We start from the raw sequence: 20385 nt of genomic DNA on the forward strand, positions 1-20385 counted from the left end.
AATGTCAGCTTCTTTGTTTAAACTGCAGCGCGAACACCTAGCGCATTTACAGCAAGCTTATTCAGACCTGTTAGCCAGTCACCGTCTCGATAGCTTGGCTATCTATAGCGGTCACACCGACCCTCACTTTGGCGACGACCAAACGCCAACCTTCCAGACATACGGCCACTTTATGCACTGGGTGGGCATGGCCGATATCCAGCACAGTTGGCTGGTGATTCAACCAGGCAAGCGCCCGCAGTTGTACTTGTATGCGCCGGCAGATTTCTGGCATTTGCCTACTCGCCTTCCTGAAGAGCCATGGGTGACTGAGTTTGATATTCATCTATGTAGTGAAAAAACCATGCCAACGTTAGCCGGTCGCGCTGCCGTGATCGGCGATATTGAGGCCACCACGTGCCTCGCATTAGACGCACAGTACCAGCCCGAACCGCTGGTTAAGGCTCTAGACGAACTGCGCATGTTCAAGACTGCTTATGAAATTGCTTGTTTGAGCGAAGCTAACCGACTCGCCATGGCAGGTCATCAAGCCGCACAGGCGGCTTTTATTGGCGCGTCGGCGGAGTTAGATATTCAACTGGCCTACCTGGCTGCCAGCAGACAGCGTGAATCCGATGTCCCCTATCAGAACATCATTGGGCTAAATGAACATGCAGGTGTCTTGCATTACCAACACTATGGCCTAAAAAGTCCCACGCAACGACATAGCCTACTGGTTGACGCTGGTCGCCGTTTTCGCGGCTACTGCGCTGACATTACACGCACTTATGCAGGTCCTGACGCGCCAGCCCTCTATCGCGATTTAATTGACGGTATCCACCAGTTAAAAGACACGCTTGTCGGAAGCGTTGCTCCAGGCGTGGAGTTCATTGCGCTACATGAGCAAATGCATCGTTTGTTGGCAGATATTCTTATTGCCAATGATCTTTTTCAGGGTAGTGCAGAACAGGCAGTTGATGAGGGGATTACGCGGGCCTTTTGCCCACACGGATTAGGGCATTCGTTGGGGCTACAGGTTCATGATGTGGCAGGGCTTCGTCATCCAGACGGAACGCCCTCACCTGCTCCTGAACAACACCCAGCGCTACGTTTAACCCGTACACTGCGCCCAGGCATGGTAGTAACCATAGAGCCTGGATTCTACTATATCCCTATGTTGCTGAAACCATTGCGCGACAAGGCACTGCCGATTAACTGGAGAGCCGTTGATTCGTTAGCCAACTGTGGCGGCATCCGTATTGAAGATAACGTTGTCGTCACAGAGAGTGGCTTCAAAAACTTGACCCCCTGATAAGCAAAACGCCCGGCCCGAGGATTAATTCCCCGGGCCGGGCGACTATCAGATCGAACCGTTAGAAGCGGTAGGTAACGCCACCACCGATAGTGACTGGTTCCATGTTTACTTCACCGACCTTGTTACCACTTGCATTAATGTCGGCGTTCACGTCTGCGTAGCTAACGTAACCATTCAGCATGACGTTATCGGTAACCGCTAAATCAACCCCCGCCTGACCTATCGCGCCATAGCTTTCATCAACGCTTAGGCCAGTGGGCTCGCCTGAGAAGCGAGTGTAGTTCAAGCCAACGCCGACATAGGGCTGAACTTTAGAGTCCAAACCGCCCATCGGATAGTAGTTAACCATCAGATTAATTGGCAAACGATCTACGCTACCTGCGTCGCCACCAGGACTGGTGTTGAGGTCGTGTTCAAACTTCTCGGAGCTGTTAAGTTCAGCACCAAGCTTATCAGTGAACAGGTAACCCGCGCCAAACGTAAATCCTCGCGCGCTTTGTACGTTTAGATCTGCCGCGCCAACATTGCCATTTCCAGAACCCGTATCCGTTTGGGCGACACCACCACGTACGAAAACGTCACCTGCTTCGTAAGCGAATGCTGCTTGGCTGGCGATCAAGGCGCTAGCGGAAAGAACAGCAGCAGATACTAATTTTAATTTACTCATCAGGGTCATCCTCTTACATCTTACTGGGGATTGGTGCCGGTAACTCCAGCTACCTATACAATATATACCAATCGAACAGCGTTTCCAAACTTGTTGTGTTATTTTAATATAAGTTTTACATATCAAGCACAGCCGGCCAACAGCATCAGTTATAAAAGTCAGGTACAAATGACAGGCATAAAAAAAGTCCCCCGAAGGGGACCCAGGTGGAGCACGCCAGCTCACTCAGTGTATCGCTTACCAATCTCTGTCGGGGCGATATAGCAAAGAAGGAAGAGCACCCTATTTATCGTCTGGAACTCTGTTCATTTGCTTCTTACTTAACATTTAGCGAACTGCGTGCCATATTTAATTTTAATATTTAAAAACAACAACCTATGGAGAAAATACGGCAGAATGTTAATTGAGCGGCGTTGTTGCCAATGCCAAAGCGCACCATCCGTGAGCATGGCAGGATAGTTTTGCCTCATAACGAATCGCGCTATTGGCAAACCTGGTTACGCCCTCCTCGCTTAGCTCGGTAAAGCGCTTCGTCAGCTCGCACCAATAACCTATCTTGTTCACCTTCTGTCATATCAATGCTGCACACCATACCTGCAGATAAAGTGCAGCCAAACTCTTGAGCCCCTTGATTAAATCGTAATCTGGAAAAGTACTCACGAATATTTTCCAGCCGTTTGCGGCCATCTTCGGACGTGCAATGAGGCAATACCACTAGAAATTCTTCGCCTCCATAGCGGCCAATCATATCGGTTTGACGAAGACGCTGACGTAATAGCGTTGCTAAAGAAGCGATCACAACATCACCCGCAGCATGTCCGTGGGTATCATTGACCGCCTTAAAATGGTCAATATCAATCATCGCCACCGTTACCGGATAATGCTGACGAGCAGCACGATGCAGCTCATCAATAGCGGCACTTTTGATGCTGGCATGTTTCAGAAGGCCCGTAAGGCAATCTTTATTGAGCAGTGCAGACAGTGTTCGTGAACGTGATACCCGTGCGCGAACGGAGGCCACTAACTGAGCGGCCGAAATCGGCTTCGTTAGAAATTCATCCGCACCGTGGCTTAACGCATCTACCTGCTTGTTTAGATCCAGTTCAGCGGAAAGGAATACGATGGGAAGGCTGCTCCAGGCATCGTATTGCCTAATCATCGCGGCAATATCCGGGCCGTTATAGTCCGGCATATGCACGTCCATTAACAAAAGCTCAGGCCTGTAAGTGGTTAATTGCTCAATGACATAGCGGGGCTTATCCAACACCTGCACTTCCATACCAGCCGCTTCTAGCACCAACTGGTAGTAGGCAGCGAGCTGATAGTCATCGTCTACAATTAAAATCCGTGCGGGGGGCGCATGGCGCTCTTGAAGCAACTGTTCTAAACGATTAACAAGTTGTGGAATATTCAGCGGCTTTAAAAAATAGCCATAGGCGTTAAGCTGCGCAGCACGCATGCGCGCATCAAAGTCGTCCTGCTCGCTGATAAAAAACAGGGGGCAGGAAAGCGATTGAAGCGGAGAAAGGTAAGCAGAACCCGCAGCTGCATCGACAATCAGGACATCCGGTGGTTCACTGTCGGTATTAGCAATGGCAGGCACTGAAGAGAATAGTGTCACTTCATAACTAAAGTTAGCTAACTGCTCCAATATACGTTTTCCAAGCAGGGCATCTTCCTCTATTAGCCATATCTTGGCCACTGAACGTATATCACTCTGCTCAATTGTACATTGTGGTAATGGCTGAGCCTCCGGCACCAATGAGCGCTGCATCAAGGTCAACTGAGATTGCAGCAACGTAACCAAAGATGCGTCCAGCGACGACTTACCTTCTTTTAATGCGTTTAGTAAGGTCACTTCCAATGCCCGGGCCAGTTGACTGACATGCTCGAAGCCGAAGGTACCTGCAGAACCTGATACTTTATGTATCCGACGATAAATAGCATCTAGAGAGGTCTCGTCGTGCGCTTTATCATCAACCGATACTGCCGAAGAAACCACATCGGCTTCCGGGCTTTCCTCGCGTCGCTGTGCTTTTTTCAGCACATGGCACAACGATGTCAGTTCTTCTTGCAGATTATGCTGATAAGACTGTTTTAAAAGCTCAAGCTTTTGTTCTAATTTACTACGCTCACTCTCTACCACTTGCCTGCTCCCAAAGACTGCGGACTTGATGTGACAACGTCATCGGGTCGAACGGCTTTGCGATAACGCTAACAGCACCGAGTGCTGTTAATTATTGGATCTCATCGGGCTATATTTTCGCCGTCATAAACGCGACAGCTACACGCTGCAACGTATAAGATCCTACCCTGATTGGTTGACCTCCTCTTCGGCACACGCTGCTAAATCTTTTAACACCTGACGCTACTGGTCATTAAAACGGCGTGGCACGGAGTCAATGATACACAGCGCCCCTACCCTAAGGCCATCCGTCGTTGTCATCGGTATGCCCGCGTAAAAGCGTATGCCACGATGCGTTTTTACCAGAACATAATCTTTAAAACGGTTGTCCTGGCGGGCATCTTCAATCTCAAAAATCCCTTATCCTTGAATTGCATGGGCACAAAACGACTCTTGGCGACACGTTTGGGTAAGCGCTAACTTTAGTCGACTTTCAAGCCCCCTCTCTTCAGTCCAGTTAGTCGTTCTTTTTAAGATAGCTGATTACCATCAGCTAAATTTACTGATGCAAAGCTAAAACACTGGCAAACGCAATAAGATGGACTACGCTGAGTTTTAATACTTTTTAACCATGCAGAATTACCATAACCCTAATCGGTAGCTACTTAAGCCTGCAGAGGTAACTGTCTGATTAAACAGCTTGAGGCTACGCGTTTCGGATCACCTCATTAGGGCGAGGAAATTTTTATGTCTACTTAATTTCTCTTATTAGATTTTTTTGAAACACACAGAACACCTTATTTTCACTCAGTTATCTTCCCTAACAACTTTATCGCTTGCTAAAAAGCTAACTAACTAAGCGGTTGATTAATTTTACTTATTCCGTGTGATGAACAAAAAAAGAGTCGGTCAACAATAAAGGAGTATGCATGGATACCTATCAGTACGACTACTCTTATGCACTGACCAAAGACAAGGTCAATGACATCATGAGTACCAACCTTGCATCGGTTTCGATGCCTCTTGTCTATACAGACCATGACTCTGTCACAGGCGCTGTCACCAATATTAATGTCAACCTCGGCGTATGGAGCATGGCAGATGGGGGGCAGAACAGATTAATGAAGCTCAATATACCGATTAAAGAGGGTTTTATGAGTATATCGGGCCTGCCAGGCGTTAATGGTAGTTGGGATATGACCGGGGTTTCAATGCTGGTAGAAATCACACTCGGTTGGCTTGGCCCCGGGAATCAACAAGAACTCGATGGCGAAGGCTCGCTGACCAGCCTAGTTTTCTCTCCCTCCGAAGCCAGCACGCCCAACGATCCCGGCTATATTGCAGTTCTCACTGTAACAGACCCATCAGGACAGATGACAAGTGCCGCCACCGGCATGCTAAAACAAATTGCGCAGCAAGCATTTTATGAAAACCGGGATAATCTGCAGTACATCTTCGCAGGTGTAGTTCCAGTGCCTGCTGGGGCGGCCACATGGTTACGCCCGTATAAATGGCAATACTTTGTTGCATCCGGTGATATTGAAGCACTTTGCTTTCTATCGATGCTCGATGACTCGCCGTTTCCTTCCACCCCTGCATTTGATTCCACAGCGCTAACTTCTGGTTCTAACGCTGTTGCACTGATTTCTCAAGAAGCTTTTTTTAAAAACACGCTATTGCCCGGCGTTCAAGACACCTTTCCCAAGGGTACATTTGCTGTACATCAAACAAACCAGCATTCGGTTATTTCTAATAATGGGGCGTTTGATGCGCAGATTGATGGCGACAATATCAACACCGACTCCTTTTCCCTTTGGCCTTCCGATGCTGGTGACGGACTCCAGACATCCTCTGCTGGCGGCGGCCCGCTTACCTTCCTTTTTGGCCTAGCCGACCTGCCAGATGCCACCTATAGCTGGACGTCAAAAACTGTCAATCCGCTTTCTTTGAATTATTCGACCGGGGTCATGACTTTTGAAGAAGACCCTAGCCCTCAGACGACGCATGATCAGGATATTCCTTGGTATGACTACATCATCCTTGTTGGCCTAGGTTTAACGCTACCCGGTCTGATTGCCGATATAACCGATGCGGTCAACCATTATGGCGACCAAGTAAATGCTGTGGGCATGTCTAATATTAACGCCGCCGTGCAATCAACTTTTGATAACGATGTCGTCAACGTAGCCAGCCTTCTCGACTGGCAAATTGATGGGCAGTCGTTCAGCTTGACCGAGGGAGGCCTAGACGGAGCCCTCTATTTCCGTGGAAACCTTTCCTGACCACCCCACTTAGCTGATCTGAGCATAAATTGGAGTGAATACTCATACAGTGACTAAGGAGAAATACCATGACTGATAGCACCTCACTTGCCCCAGCTGCTGTAAAGGAAATTGACGCCCGTGCGGTTGCCGATACATACAATTGGGATACCGTTGTGGCGCTGCATTTTGACACGACCAACCGAGCACTTACTGACAACTGGAGTAGTGTTGATGATAGAGCCAAGAACATTTCACAGTCAGCCAGTGATGATCCCAGCTACCAGCTCACAGCAAGTTTGGACGCGTGGCAGTTGTCTACCGGTGGCGATGGCAAGAACATCAATATGAGCGTTCCAGTTTCTAGTGGTGTCTATCTAGCGGGGGGCGAAAGTTACTCACTGGACGGGCTGGAGATGAGCATCATTATCCAGATCAATATGGATTGGATTCCAGACCCAAATCAAAAGGCTTTCGTGATCAACGAAGGTGTTGGTGCCATCGTTGCCGATCTCGACAATAGTGTTGTGGACGCTGCTCTTATTGGGGATTTTGCAACCAACGGTGTAACGATTAGCAGTGATTCTACACTGTCAACTGTTACGCATGGCGCCGCTTGGGTGGTGACCGCAGCGGACGGCTCTTTCTATTACATGTTCTACAGTGAAGATAAGGATCAGGAGAAGTTTCTATCTGTTTATCAATACTCTGATTCCTTCAAGAGCCAGCTTCGTGCCCTTAGCCAGGAAGCTGGCGGAATACCCGCCGTAGTCGTTATGAACATCGTCAATCCGCCAGATGCTGGCAGCATCGGTAACGCGGAATTACCAGAGCTTCTTAGTGAGTGGTTCAACAGCAATATTGGCTATTTCAACTTCGTTTTCTCAGTGATAGATCTGACTCCCCAACTCAGCCAGTCTCCCAACTATACCTGGATTGATCCCACAGCCACCAGTTATGCCGTGGTGGACAAGCAGACCATGGAAAGTTCAGTGATGGGGGTACTGACGATGATTCAGAACAATACTCCCGGATCAAATCACCAAGTGTCACCCAATGCCATTCCAACAGGCGAGGATGCCAACGGTGCCGATACAGGCTTGCTGATTAGCGGCCCGAACTTTGTGAAAAATATGTTATTGGGTGGCGCCAAGCATCTTTTTGACGATGCGACGGACGACGACTTCACTATATTTAACGATGGTCTGTCTGTAAAAAACCTCAACAAGTTGACTTACGGCTACTTCAAGATGGATGAAGACCCGTATGCCACAACGGCAGACGACGGTTATTCCTCTCAACTAGACGAGGGAATTCTCCCCGAGGGGCTGGTGAATGCCTTCAGGACTCAGGGCCAGTACGGAGATACTTATAACCCTGACCTCCGAAACGATTCAGTTAAAGTCAATATCAAGGGAAGTCAATGGTTCCTCAGTGGTAACGGGGACGAATACATCGTAGATCTCAATAACGGCACACTCGAATTTTACACCGCCACCCAGGTCACCATTGAAGCTCACCAATTTGAAATGAACTTAGAGCACAGTTTTCTGGAAATAAAATTCATTGATTTGACCTATCACCAAAGCTGGCAATACGACGTTCATATTAACTATACCGAGCAGGTAAGCTTAGGCCTAAAAACGGTTACGACGTCTTCAGGAGATACGAAACAGATTTTTAATTTCACTGAGTCTGTACGTAACATGACCGTCAATGTCACAAAAACCCAAGCCGAAATAGATTTTGAAATTATCATGGGAGCGGTCACCGCGACCCTCGCATTGGTAGCGGTTCTTGGGCCGGTTGTGGATGGCCTTGCCGCCTCTGCAGATGTGACAGTTGCCAGTGTTGATGAAGGATCCGCCCTTCTTGATGAAGAAAGCTTTTTCAGCGCGTTGGGTGAAGACAGCGAGAGTGAAGAGCAAAATATCGTTAACGAAGAAGATGCACTAGCTAATGGCACCGAACAAGCCGCGGGGCGAATGACGCGGATAAAAAATGCTTTCAATTCCACTCGCTGGAAAGTCTTCGGTGGTGTCACAGCAGCTTTGACTGCGGCGTACGGGGTTGAAATGACCGTGGCGGCTATTTTGGAGTCTGTATACAAAAACGATTGGGAAAACGTGCCTGGTTTTGACGAATTTGCCAACGATGCTATCGAGCCTTATACCTTCCCTGGTGTCAGCGGATATGAACTCAAATCAGCATGGCTCGCCGATTCTTTACAAATTGGCCTGAAGACCAAGTAAACAGCGACAAAGGAAAGCAGCCCATGTCCACCCAAAATGCTGCCGCAAATACCTATAATTGGGATACCGCTTTTGCTATTCCTATTCCCGACGTAAATAAAACAATTGTGGATCAGCAATCATCGCCGCAAAACTTCTCGATGACGGCAGAAGGTTCTTACACAGCCTCCGCTGATTTCTCGGACTGGCAAGTCTGTATGGGCGGGGATGGCAAAAACATCCGTATTTCCATCCCCATGACCAACATCGTTGTTGACTACAGCAGTGGCAGTAAGGTTACCGTTGATGCTGGCAACGCAACGATAGAAATCAACCTTCACTACATTCCCCACAGCGCCGCGAATGACGACTCATCGAGTTTAGTTGCTTTGGTTGCAAAAACCAGCTCAGACAATACCTCAACCCCAGTAGCCGCTTTGGTGGGCGAGGTATCACTCACCCCCAACCCAGGAAGTGTCACTCAGGCCGTATTTGGTCAGGCCCTTTTAGACTGGATCTGCGCTAATTTAAGTGAATTCAACCATGTGTTTTCAGTGGTTGACCTCAACCGAATGATTGACCAGGGACAGTGGGGGTTCGTAACGCCAAATTATACAGAGTACGCTTACCTAGATGGCAATTCGCTTAATGACAGCATTCTTGGCGTGCTAACGATGACAGGTGATCGAACCGGGCAATCGTTGAGCGAGCAGGTTTCTCCAAATGCCATCCCAGCGAACAGCGAAGCCGGTTTTCTCGTCTCCCAGGAAAGAACCTTATACGATCTGGTACGACCAGCCATTATGGTTGCCTACCCAGGGCTTAACAGCGATAACTTCTTGATGAGTAATGATAAAACCAAACTTTATCTGGATCAGGGGGTATCAGTGGATATGCCTCCAGTTGAACATGATGGCTCGACTTATCACCCTAAGCTCACATCTCTTACATTAGAGACCGATGGAGAAACATTCATCGTAACCAGCACAACCAGAACCTACATCACGTTTGGCATTACATCAGAGACAACCGCAACCAACTGGTACACGCTAAATCTCGGTAGCTCAAATAATGGGCAGACCATCAACTTTGTACAAACACAACCAACTGACCAACAGTATACGGTTCACCAAGATCCGGGGATCGTCATTACCGAGATCATCATATCGATCATTGTTGGCCTAGTGGCATTGATTTGCGCCCCCCTGACTGAGGGTGCCTCACTCGTCATCGGCGGGCTTGTCATTGGATTGCTATTGGGGGCATCACAAATTGCGACAGGTGCTATTGAGTCGGTCAATAAAGATACATCGCCATCCGTGGATTTACTTCTGATTAATGCCGTTGATCCTATCAAATGGACCGGAAGTGACTCATTCAGGCTTGACTATGTACATCCAAATATTTCCTTACAGTTAGGCGGAGATCCGCTCTTTGTGTAACAACGCAACGCTAACCAAGGAGAAACATTATGGCTGATACTGAAAAAATTATTGATGTACTGATCGCAATTGATGCCGAGTCAGTCATTAATAAATACGGAACGAACACAGACCCAGACAACCCGCAACAGATCGCTGCCAGTGAGAACTTTATCTACATGATTGTACGTAGTGACGAAGCGGTTTCTGGAAACGGCGGAGCGGAGTTGACCATTGCGGCTCAGACGTTGGACGTCATTCGTTGGCGAGAAACGTCATTGACCCTAAACGGCACTTACTCAACCATACTTTATGAGTTCGATTCAACCAATAACGATGGGCTGATTACTCCACCTCAACCCATTATTGTCGAGGTCAATACACCGCTACCAGTTGCTTCTGACCCCCTTCAACCATCAACGCAAACGATCAATGACTATTTCTGGAACTGCACGGTCACCAGGCCCGGAAGCGTAACTTACCACTTCAAGTTCATGATTGTTGATCGTGATAATAATGTACAGGGTTACTATTGGTGGGATCCCTTCATCCAGATCACTGACTGATTTTATTCTCTCTGTACCTCTTGCAACCAAGAGAAAAAATACAATAAGGAGAATACTGTATGGGACGAAGCACGACACCTCAAATCATCGATATTCTGATGGCGGTTGACGCGGATACCATTATATCAAGCTACCCCCCTGGAACCCCATCCAAGCCAACGCCGATTGACGAAACGATGATTTACTTGATTGTACGTCAAGAAAATGGGGTCTTCGGAGAGGGAACGGGAGAGTTAAAAGTAACTGCTCGCACACTAGACACTCTCAGATGGCGAGAGACATCGCTTTCTGTAAATGCGACATACTCAGCAATTTTGTACAAATACGCCCCCGTGGGTGGAAAACAGAACATTCTGTCAACACCTTACCCAGTTGTTGCAGAGGTCAAAACCCCGCTTCCTGTTCCTGGCAACCTTCTTCACCCTGCGACTCAAACAATCAACAGTTATTTTTGGTCAGCACAAGCTATTGCCGAAGGGGAAATTACCTACGCTTTCAATTTTATGCTCACAGATCGGGACAACATTGTTCAGGGCTACTACTCATGGGACCCATTTATTCAGGTCACTGCTTAACAACTTCTGCAGAAGGATATTGTCATGGCAACTGATTCTACTCATTTCGTAAAATATCGATTAAAAAGCCCAAACCTGAAGGAGCAGTACATCACCTTCAGCTCTAGAGCGCCTATGACTCTACAAATTGGCCGAGATCATCCGTTAGTCCAGAAATTGGCAGAAACTGACTCCAAAGCAGCCAGCAATGTGGAGCAATTAATCCAGGAACTATTGACACATGAAAAGCGCTTTTTCGCATGGCTAGGGGCTAGTGAATCACACATGGAGCAATTCATGAATGATCCTGTCAGCGCATTGAAGCTAGCGATACCCGACCTACCAGACTCTTTCTTCAACCAGCTTGATTCGCTGCCCAAGGTATTCCAAAAAAAAGCGTAGCCGAATCAAGTTTTCGGTGACTACGCACTCTTTCCACGGTCGACTACTCTTTTGTAGTAAGGCCATCATCGGATGGCCTTTAGTAGATGTTCGCAACGATACTAAGGCGTTACGATTATTTTCACCTGCGCTTTATCGCTCAACAACGCCTCAAATCCCTCCTCCACGATATCCGCCAACGGGATACGCTGAGTCACCATGTCTTCAGCGCGAAAGTAGCCACGCTGCATTAGCGCCATCACCGCTGGATACACATGGCGATAGGCAATAATACCTTTCATGGTGCGCTCTTTAATGACCAGGTCATTAGGTTGAAAGCTCGCTTCTCCCTCCCAAATACTGACCACGACCACTTCACCGCCTTCATGGGTAGTGTGCAAGGACTGATTCAGTACGGCCGGAATCCCGGTCACCTCGAACGCCACGTCAACGCCGCCATTGCTTAACGTTTGCAGCTTCGCCACTGCATCTTCTTGCTGCGGGTCCACCACAATAGCACCAAGCGCTTCGGCCTTGGCTTTACGTGAAGGTGCTACTTCCACGGCGTAAATTTGAGCGGCGCCTGCTGCTTTTAGTGCTTCGATGGTCATTAACCCAATTGGGCCAGCGCCAAATACTGCCGCACTATCCCCCGCTTTCAAACTACTTTGACGAACGGCATGCAAAGCAACCGCCGCTGGCTCTACCAATGCCCCTTGCTCGAAGCTGAGGTCATCCGGCAGCTTATGCACCATGTGCTCCCCCATCACAGTGAACTCCGAGAAGCCACCGCCGCCGCCAGAAAGGCCATGGAAACCCAATAGCGGCGTGAGGTTATAGCGCTCCATTTGATAAGCACCGTTCTGGTGAGGTGAAAGAATCGGCTCTATGGCAACGCGATCCCCCACTTTCACCCGTGTTACTTTGTCGCCTACCTCAACCACTTCACCAGCGAATTCATGCCCCATGATAATCGGTGCTTGTTCACCGCTAATCGGGTGCGGCTTATCGACCGGAATAAAAATCGGCCCAGCAGCGTATTCGTGCAAATCGCTACCACAAATACCACAAGCCGCCACTTTGACCTTTACCTCATGAGGGTCGTTAATCGTCGGTATTGGCATTTGCTCAACACGAAGGTCTTTCGCTGCGTACCAAACTGCTGCCTGCATCGTTGACTGGCTCATATACTGCCCCTTATCTCATGCTCTGTGATGAACTGGCTGCAGGCCATAGACAGGAGTGTCTAGCCCTTCCATGCGTGCTTTTAACTGCAGCGCCAAATAACGTGAATAGTGCCGCGACTGGTGTAGGTTGCCGCCATGGAACCACAGTGCCTCTTGCTGAGTGGGCTTCCACATATTGCGCAGCTCACCCTCCCATGGGCCCGGGTCTTTGGTGGTGTCGGAACCTAGCCCCCAACACTTGCCCACTTTATCGGCCACTTCTTGAGAAATAAGCCGCGCCGCCCAGCCATTCATCGATCCATAGCCGGTGGCATAGATGATCAAGTCAGCATCAAGCTCGCTGCCATCAGTCAGCGTGATGGAGTGAGGATTAATGTGCTCAATGCCCACACCGCTGCGCAGCTTGATATCACCACTGGCCACCAAGTCGCATGCGCCTACATCGATGTAGTAACCCGAACCGCGGCGTAGATACTTTAAAAACAGCCCCGATTCATCGTCACCGAAATCGAGCATAAAGCCTGCGCTCTCAAGCTTTTGGTAAAATTCGGCGTCACGCTTTTTAATCGCCTCAAAGGCGGGGCGCTGGAAATCCGGCAGCACCTTGTAAGGGATTGAGGCAAACACCAAGTCGGCTTTTTCATGGGTTAAGCCACTCGCCACAGCCTCTTCCGAATAAAGCGGCCCCAGCACCTCCTCCATCAGCGAATCCGACTTCACAATATGGGTAGATGAACGCTGCAGCATGGTGACGTCGGCATCGTGCTCCCATAGTGCGGCGGCAATATCATGAGCTGAATTATTCGAGCCCAAAATGACACACTTCTTACCTTTATAGGCGTCCGGCCCTGGGTGCTGGCTAGAGTGCTGCTGCTCACCTTCAAAGTTTTCTGCCCCTGGGAATGTCGGTACATTGGGCATCCCAGACATGCCCGTGGCCATCACCAACTGTTTGGGTCGTAGCGTGATCTCTTCGCCGTTGCGCTTAACCTTAACCAGCCACTCACCTGCGACTTCGTCGTAGCTAGCATTCTGACACTCGGTGGAACTCCAATAATTGAGCTCCATCACTTTTGTGTACATTTCCAGCCAATCGCCCACTTTGTCTTTCGGGGCGAATACAGGCCAGTTATCTGGGAAGGGGATATAAGGAAGGTGGTCGTACCAGACTGGATCGTGCAAGCAGAGCGACTTATAGCGATTACGCCAGGAATCCCCCGCGCGCTCGTTTCGCTCAATGATGATCGTTGGCACACCCAGTTGCCTTAACCGTGCGCCTAAACCAATACCGCCCTGGCCACCGCCAATAATCACGCAGTAAGGCTGCTGGGTGTAGCCAAGCTCAGCTTCTTCGCGTTGTCGTGACTCTAACCAGGTTTCACGCTGCTTATTGGCACCGTGTTCAGCTCCTTTTGGGCGATGGTGATTGCACTGCTCAGGGTAGTCGTTCAGCGCTTGCATGGTGGTTAACAACGTCCAGCACCTGCCTTCTTTAAGACGCAAATAGCCTTTACCGCTGGCAACCGCTGTTTCAAAGGTAAACCACGCATCGTAGATATCGCCGTTTTCAGTGGCCTCGCCGTCTAACTGCCAGTTCGAAGGCTGTACGTTATTGAGCGTGGCATTGAGCATGGCCTGAATTTCGTCTTTGCCTTCACAGGTTTTTAAATTCCAGGTAAACGCAAGAAAGTCACGCCAGTAGCACTCGTCTCCAAACAGCGACAGCACTCGCTCAATATCCTGGGCTTGAAGGGCAGTATCGAAATCGTGCAGCCACGCTTGAACAGTATCCGTGGGGGATTGCTGGACTTGTGCCGTTATCTTAGACATAGCGGGTACTCCATGTGCATTTGTTATTGTTGAGTTAACTGTGATGCACCCAATACATAGCAGCCGCCGTGCCAAACCAATCATATAAAAAATAAGCAACTGAAAAATATATAATTTATCCACATACAGACAAATAGATAAGACAGCGAAAGTGCCGTACACCTGTCACGCCGTTTACAGCTTGACGTTACAGGTGTAACGCACGACTAACGGCGTAAGCAGCCCACGTTGACTCTGGGGGGAAAGCGCATAGGCTAAAAGGACAATAACAACAGCGCCCATTGAGTAACGCCATGCTGCATCACACGCACGCCACTAAACAGTTTCAGACAACTACACAGCTTCAGTCTGAACAGCGTCGACATATCGAGCATATTTTTCAGCTCGGTGAAGGGCTAGACACCCCCTGTTTACCTGCACAGGCCACCATTCGTCGCTCATGGCTGCGCTGCCTAAATGATTATCAGCTAGACCCCACTCACCCTCGCCCAGCACGAGTGGTGCCCCAGCAAACACTGATTGAGCACCGCGAGTCCGTCGATGAGTTACTGCATGTCGCCCGTGCCGGGGTCGATCAGCTCTATGGACAAATAGCCCAGCTTGGCTACGTGCTGCTGGTCACCGACCACCGCGGCATTACCGTTGAGTTTCGCGGTGATCCCAACCAGGACCAGCAATTACGCAAAGCAGGCCTCTACCTGGGGGCTGACTGGGATGAACGCTTTGCCGGCACCTGCGCTGTTGGCACCTGTTTACATGATCGTCAGGCCATCATCTGCCACCGCCAGGAGCACTTCGATGCTTCCCATATTTCGCTGACCTGCACCGCCGCTCCTATTGCTGACCCTCAGGGTAATGTGATGGCCGTGTTAGATATCTCCGCGCTGCAGTCGCCTACCCAGCACGAAAGCCAGAATTTCAGCCTATCGCTGGTAACGCTTTATGCACGCATGATTGAGGATGCCTATTTTCTTCAGCGCTACCGCGACTGCCTGATGGTGCGTCTAGATACTTCCCGGGAATTTGTGCACGTCAACGGGCGTGGTTTAATCGCCATTGAAGAGAATGGACAGGTGATCGCCGCCAACGCCGTGGGCCGCGAGCTAATCGCCGAACACCAGCACCGCTGGCCACCTTGGTCAGCGAATCACACCCCAATGCTTGGCGAACTATTTGAGTGTGAGATCGCCGATATACTGAGCATTAATAGCGGCACTGATGATCAATTACGCGCCTTCCGCGCTCGTGCCAGCAACACCATCCACTTTATTAGCCTGCTGGAACCCCGCCGCCCCCGCATGTCGCAACGGGCAACGCCGTCTGCTTCTGAGTTGCCGGAACCCTTAGCTCGGCTGGGCGCCGACGACCCCGCGATGCGCAAAGTACAAAAACTGGCCGAACGCTTGCGCAATGAAGCTAACGTTAACGTGCTGATTAGTGGAGAAACCGGTACCGGCAAAGAGGTCGTTGCACGGGCGTTGCACGAAAGCGGCAACCGCGCCAAACAGCCGTTTATTGCGGTTAATTGTGCGGCCATTCCCGAGTCACTGATTGAAAGCGAATTGTTTGGCTACGAACCTGGCGCCTTTACCGGCGGCCGCTCAAAAGGGATGCGCGGTCTTATTCCACAGGCCCATGGTGGCACGCTGTTTTTAGACGAAATCGGCGATATGCCATTAGCGCTACAAACCCGACTGTTGCGCGTGCTGTCCGAACGGGAAGTGATGCCGCTAGGGGCTAACACGCCGGTAAAGATCGATATTCGCGTTATTACGGCCACCCATCGGCATATCGAAGAAATGATCCAACAAGGGGAATTCCGTGAAGACCTCTATTACCGGCTAAACGGTGCACAGCTTCGACTACCCGCGCTACGCGAACGCGCCGATAAACTATTTGTTATTCGCCGCGTGTTTGAAGACGTCGCTGCCGAACGCGCCACGCGTGCCTCGCCGCGCCTGCGCGCAGATGCCATTAGTGCGCTGCTCGCGTATTCCTGGCCCGGCAATATCCGCCAGCTTAAAAACGCCCTCGCCTTTGCCCTGGCCACTTCGGAAAGCGACGAAATAACCGTTCACGACCTACCAGAACAATGCCTTAGTCAGCGCATTACCCGCAACGTGGCGGCCCAAATTGAAACGAACGCCAGCGAAGCCCTTTCAGGTTCACTTATCGATCTGCTCAAGCAACATCACTGGAATATCAGCGCGGTTGCCCGTGAGCTAGGCGTTTCGCGGCCCACGGTATATCGGCAAATGCAGCGCCAGGGAATTGTGCCCCCCAACTGGCAGGGCTGATAGCCAATTGCTCTATCCACTAGTTGGCCATGGGGTTTACCCTCACGTACACTTGTTTGAATCTATTTTTAAACAACTCGTTTCGACAAGCCGAGGCACTCCCCATGGCGTTTGATTCAACCTCTTCTTACATCGCAACTGATGCACTCAAACAGGCAGTCAATGCCGCGGTTGTGCTACAGCGTCCACTACTCATCAAAGGTGAACCTGGTACCGGTAAAACACTGCTGGCCGAGGAACTCGCTGAATCCCTGGGCACTAAGCTGATTACTTGGCATATCAAGTCCAGCACCAAAGCCGCCCAGGGGCTTTATGAGTATGATGCGGTTAGCCGCCTGCGTGACTCCCAACTGGGCGTTGAAGGGGTGGAAAATGTAGGTAACTACATCAAGCCCGGCAAGTTATGGGAAGCTTTCACCGCAGGTGAGCGCGTGGTACTGCTGATTGATGAAATCGACAAAGCGGATATCGAGTTTCCCAACGACCTGCTGCAAGAGCTGGATCGTATGGAGTTTCATGTTTATGAAACGGGCGAAACCATCCGCGCCGAACAGCGTCCGATTATCGTGATCACCTCGAATAACGAGAAAGAGCTACCCGACGCCTTCCTGCGTCGCTGCTTTTTCCATTACATCGAATTCCCCGACCGCGAGACCATGCAAGCGATTGTCGATGTCCACTTTCCGGATATCGCCCCCAGGCTGGTCGGCGAAGCCTTGGAAGTGTTTTTCGATCTACGCAACGCCCCAGGGCTCAAGAAAAAGCCCTCCACTTCGGAGCTGGTGGATTGGCTCAAGCTGCTCATGGCTGACGAACTGGCCCAGGAAGCGCTGTATAACCGCGACCCGGCCAAAGCCCTACCGCCGATGGCGGGCGCGCTGGTTAAAAACGAGCAGGATACTCACCTGCTAGAACGCCTGGCGTTTATGATGCGTCGCCAAAAGAGTACGGGGCGCTAAGCCATGTTTATTGGTCTGTTTGATGCCCTCAAACGTGCCGGTGTGCCCGTTTCTCTGCGCGAATTACTTGATCTTCACGCCGTGGTCGAACGTGGCGTCGTATTTGCCGATATGGAAGCGTTTTATCAAGTGGCGCGTACTGTCATGGTCAAAGACGAGCGCTACTTTGACCGCTTTGATCGCGCCTTTGCTGCCTGGTTTAAAGGCCTGGAAGACATGGATTCGGCAATTGAGGCACTCATTCCGGATGAATGGCTGCGACGCGAATTTGAAAAACAGCTCAGCGACGAAGAGAAAGCCAAAATTGAATCCCTGGGTGGTCTTGAAGAGCTGATCGAGACGTTTAAAAAGCGCCTGGAAGAGCAAAAAGAGCGCCATGCGGGGGGCAATAAGTGGATTGGCACGGGTGGCACCAGCCCTTTTGGAGCGTATGGTTACAACCCTGAAGGCATACGTATTGGCCAAGATGGCTCGCGCCATCGACGCGCCACAAAGGTATGGGACGAGCGGCGTTTTCGCGATTACGATGACTCGCTTGAACTGGGCACCCGCAATATCAAAATGGCCTTGCGGCGGCTGCGCAAATTTGCTCGCCAAGGGGCATTGGACGAGTTTGATGTAGACAGCACTATCCGCGAAACCGCACGGGACGCGGGGCTGCTTAATATCCAAATGCGTCCAGAACGTCATAATGCGGTTAAAGTGCTGCTGTTTTTAGACGTCGGTGGGTCGATGGATGATCATATTCGTGTCTGCGAAGAGTTATTCTCAGCGGCACGTTCCGAATTCAAGCATTTAGAACATTATTACTTCCACAACTGCCTCTACGAAGGGGTTTGGCGCAATAACATGCGGCGCCGTAACGAACGCATCCCAACCATGGATGTGTTGCACACTTACGGGGCAGACTATCAGGTGGTGATTGTCGGTGATGCCGCCATGTCGCCTTACGAAGTCACTCACTCAGGTGGCAGCGTGGAACACTTCAATGATGAACCCGGTGGCGTGTGGCTAAAACGCTTGGCTGATACGTTTCCACGCTTGGCGTGGTTAAACCCCATGCCACCCCGTGCCTGGGAGTACACCTATTCGACCCAGTTAATTCGTGACGTTATCGATGACCGTATGTATCCCATGACCATGGAAGGACTGGAAACAGCGATGCGCGAGTTAGCTAAGTAGCAATTTATCGGAAGGGACAGTATTACTATCTCATCTGAAATTTTAATTAAAAAAGCGGCGCGTTCGATGGAACGCGCCGCTTTTTGCAAACCTAATCGACTAACTATTCTCACTAGGCCATGCGTGACAGCACATCATGGTTGGTCAATTTACGGTGCAAAATTGCCATCACTACATGGCCTACAATCAGCGCCAGCAATGTCCAACCAAGTTCACCATGCAGCAAACCGCCAAGCTCTGTCATCCAGGCAATTTTTTCACCATCAAAGCCTGGCATTAGGTTGAACCCGAATACATCCAGCGCACGGCCTGAACCGTACTGGCGAATCAGTGCAATCGTGGGTACTGCGATCATCAAACCATACAGTGCCAAGTGCCCCAGCTTTGCCATCACACTAACCGAGGGCGGGCGGCGAGGTGCGTTCATTAGCGCCCAGGCACCTCGCATGACAACAAGCACCAGGAGCACCACGCCCACTTGGCTGTGAGTACCCCATAAAAAAGACTCAAGCGGAGTGTCCTCAAAAAACACACGCGCCGCAGCACTGCTGAATTGCCATACAAATAGTAGTGCCATTCCCCAGTGTAACGCCTTACTGACGACACCATAGCGGGTGGTAGTATCCATTATTGCTAGCGCCATACGCTTTTCCCTTTAATTAAAGATAAAACTTGCCTCTATTTTACCCAGGAAAACAGACAACATCATGACATCAGCGTGCAAGTTCGTTGCATAAAATGGAACGCTTCGTTGTTTTTTAGCCTACAGCGTGGCAGGAAAGTTGTTCAAACCTGACAAAAAAGCCTCTTTGGCCTCATTAAATGCAGCGGGGTCATGCTTAAATCGGCGTAGTATTAACGCCTCATCAAGACTCAAGGTGGGCGTCAGGTCATTACTATGCTTAGCAGGATGTCGGGCGCCTAAACCAATGCGCTGCCCCTGTGCACCATCAAACCAGCGCTTAAACCCGCACTGCTGATAGAACGCTTCTTGGGTGGCATCATTTACCTCAACGCGCAGCGGGGCCTTAAGACTTAACTCGCTAATTAGACGCGCTTTAGCACCATCAACAAACTCGCAAGCGTGAGTTACCGTCATCCCCTCGCCAGCCTCATCCAACACCAGCAATGCTAGCGCCAGGGGTTTACCATCGCCATCGACACCCGCTAACAAACGGGCTGCCTCTTGGTCAAACAACACATTTTTAGTGCCAGTAAAAATTACCAATGGCGTTAACCCAGCTTGCTGACCGTATACCTTGGCACACAAGGTTGCCAAACACGCATTACGCGGGGCGCTCTGACTAATATGAACTACCTTCATTACGCTCTCTCATGAGAATTTAAAATCACATCAACAACGGAAAAACTTTAAAAGTTCGCCAGCCTAGAGCAAAGCTTTCGCTAGCACCACCCTCTGCTCCCAAAGG

Annotated in this window: 17 protein-coding genes; 10 read left to right on the plus strand and 7 right to left on the minus strand. The window is 50.1% G+C overall.

What is annotated here, in order from left to right:
• Window position 1: 1 nt before the first annotated feature.
• Window positions 2–1291 (plus strand): Xaa-Pro dipeptidase, encoded by a 1290-nt coding sequence (pepQ, locus tag L1X57_RS16775; protein ID WP_009723551.1) that lies wholly within the window; start codon window positions 2–4, stop codon window positions 1289–1291.
• A gap of 61 nt (window positions 1292–1352) precedes the next feature.
• Here the strand turns inward: pepQ and L1X57_RS16780 are convergent, their stop codons facing one another.
• From L1X57_RS16780 to L1X57_RS18900, 3 genes are all read right to left on the minus strand, one after another.
• Entirely contained in the window at window positions 1353–1961 is a 609-nt protein-coding gene (locus L1X57_RS16780) for an OmpW/AlkL family protein (protein WP_009723552.1), read from the minus strand.
• A gap of 481 nt (window positions 1962–2442) precedes the next feature.
• Entirely contained in the window at window positions 2443–4107 is a 1665-nt protein-coding gene (locus L1X57_RS16785; protein WP_009723553.1) for a diguanylate cyclase, read from the minus strand.
• A 222-nt stretch (window positions 4108–4329) separates the two neighbouring features.
• Window positions 4330–4503 (minus strand): GAF domain-containing protein, encoded by a 174-nt coding sequence (locus L1X57_RS18900; RefSeq protein WP_409559427.1) that lies wholly within the window; start codon window positions 4501–4503, stop codon window positions 4330–4332.
• Between the two features lie 512 nt (window positions 4504–5015).
• On the opposite strand from L1X57_RS18900, the gene L1X57_RS16790 reads away from it, so the two are divergent.
• The 6 genes from L1X57_RS16790 to L1X57_RS16815 all read left to right on the plus strand — a co-directional run bounded on the left by L1X57_RS16790 (window position 5016) and on the right by L1X57_RS16815 (window position 11521).
• The gene (locus tag L1X57_RS16790) at window positions 5016–6368 is read left to right on the plus strand and encodes a TULIP family P47-like protein (protein WP_009723554.1); all 1353 of its coding nucleotides are present in this window, start codon (window positions 5016–5018) and stop codon (window positions 6366–6368) included.
• A 68-nt stretch (window positions 6369–6436) separates the two neighbouring features.
• Entirely contained in the window at window positions 6437–8599 is a 2163-nt protein-coding gene (locus L1X57_RS16795; protein WP_009723555.1) for a TULIP family P47-like protein, read from the plus strand.
• A 23-nt stretch (window positions 8600–8622) separates the two neighbouring features.
• On the plus strand, window positions 8623–10020 hold the full coding sequence (locus L1X57_RS16800; protein ID WP_009723556.1) for a TULIP family P47-like protein: 1398 nt from the start codon (window positions 8623–8625) through the stop codon (window positions 10018–10020).
• 29 nt (window positions 10021–10049) lie between these two features.
• Window positions 10050–10565: an inclusion body family protein gene (locus L1X57_RS16805; protein ID WP_009723557.1), complete on the plus strand. Its 516-nt coding sequence runs from the start codon at window positions 10050–10052 to the stop codon at window positions 10563–10565.
• 59 nt (window positions 10566–10624) lie between these two features.
• Window positions 10625–11140, plus strand: coding sequence for an inclusion body family protein (locus tag L1X57_RS16810; RefSeq protein ID WP_009723558.1), 516 nt, complete (start codon window positions 10625–10627; stop codon window positions 11138–11140).
• Window positions 11141–11164: 24 nt separating this feature from the next.
• Window positions 11165–11521, plus strand: coding sequence for a hypothetical protein (locus L1X57_RS16815; RefSeq protein WP_009723559.1), 357 nt, complete (start codon window positions 11165–11167; stop codon window positions 11519–11521).
• 101 nt (window positions 11522–11622) lie between these two features.
• Here the strand turns inward: L1X57_RS16815 and L1X57_RS16820 are convergent, their stop codons facing one another.
• Entirely contained in the window at window positions 11623–12687 is a 1065-nt protein-coding gene (locus L1X57_RS16820; protein ID WP_313769750.1) for a 2,3-butanediol dehydrogenase, read from the minus strand.
• A gap of 15 nt (window positions 12688–12702) precedes the next feature.
• Window positions 12703–14517: an NAD(P)/FAD-dependent oxidoreductase gene (locus L1X57_RS16825; protein WP_009723561.1), complete on the minus strand. Its 1815-nt coding sequence runs from the start codon at window positions 14515–14517 to the stop codon at window positions 12703–12705.
• 293 nt (window positions 14518–14810) lie between these two features.
• On the opposite strand from L1X57_RS16825, the gene L1X57_RS16830 reads away from it, so the two are divergent.
• The 3 genes from L1X57_RS16830 (at window position 14811) to L1X57_RS16840 (ending at window position 18955) form a co-directional block, all read left to right on the plus strand.
• Window positions 14811–16814, plus strand: a complete 2004-nt coding sequence (locus tag L1X57_RS16830) for a sigma-54-dependent Fis family transcriptional regulator (protein WP_009723562.1) — start codon at window positions 14811–14813, stop codon at window positions 16812–16814.
• Between the two features lie 104 nt (window positions 16815–16918).
• A complete protein-coding gene (locus L1X57_RS16835) occupies window positions 16919–17773 on the plus strand; it encodes an AAA family ATPase (RefSeq protein ID WP_009723563.1) in 855 nt (284 codons plus the stop codon).
• A 3-nt stretch (window positions 17774–17776) separates the two neighbouring features.
• Window positions 17777–18955 carry a vWA domain-containing protein gene (locus L1X57_RS16840; RefSeq protein WP_009723564.1) on the plus strand — a complete coding sequence of 393 codons (1179 nt, stop codon included), beginning with the start codon at window positions 17777–17779 and terminating at the stop codon, window positions 18953–18955.
• Between the two features lie 112 nt (window positions 18956–19067).
• On the opposite strand, the gene L1X57_RS16845 is transcribed toward L1X57_RS16840, so the two are convergent.
• Window positions 19068–19598: a cytochrome b gene (locus tag L1X57_RS16845; RefSeq protein WP_009723565.1), complete on the minus strand. Its 531-nt coding sequence runs from the start codon at window positions 19596–19598 to the stop codon at window positions 19068–19070.
• Window positions 19599–19718: 120 nt separating this feature from the next.
• Window positions 19719–20279: a hypothetical protein gene (locus L1X57_RS16850; protein ID WP_009723566.1), complete on the minus strand. Its 561-nt coding sequence runs from the start codon at window positions 20277–20279 to the stop codon at window positions 19719–19721.
• Window positions 20280–20385: the final 106 nt, after the last annotated feature.

The sequence above is a fragment of the Halomonas sp. TD01 genome (assembly GCF_923868895.1).
Classification (GTDB): domain Bacteria; phylum Pseudomonadota; class Gammaproteobacteria; order Pseudomonadales; family Halomonadaceae; genus Vreelandella.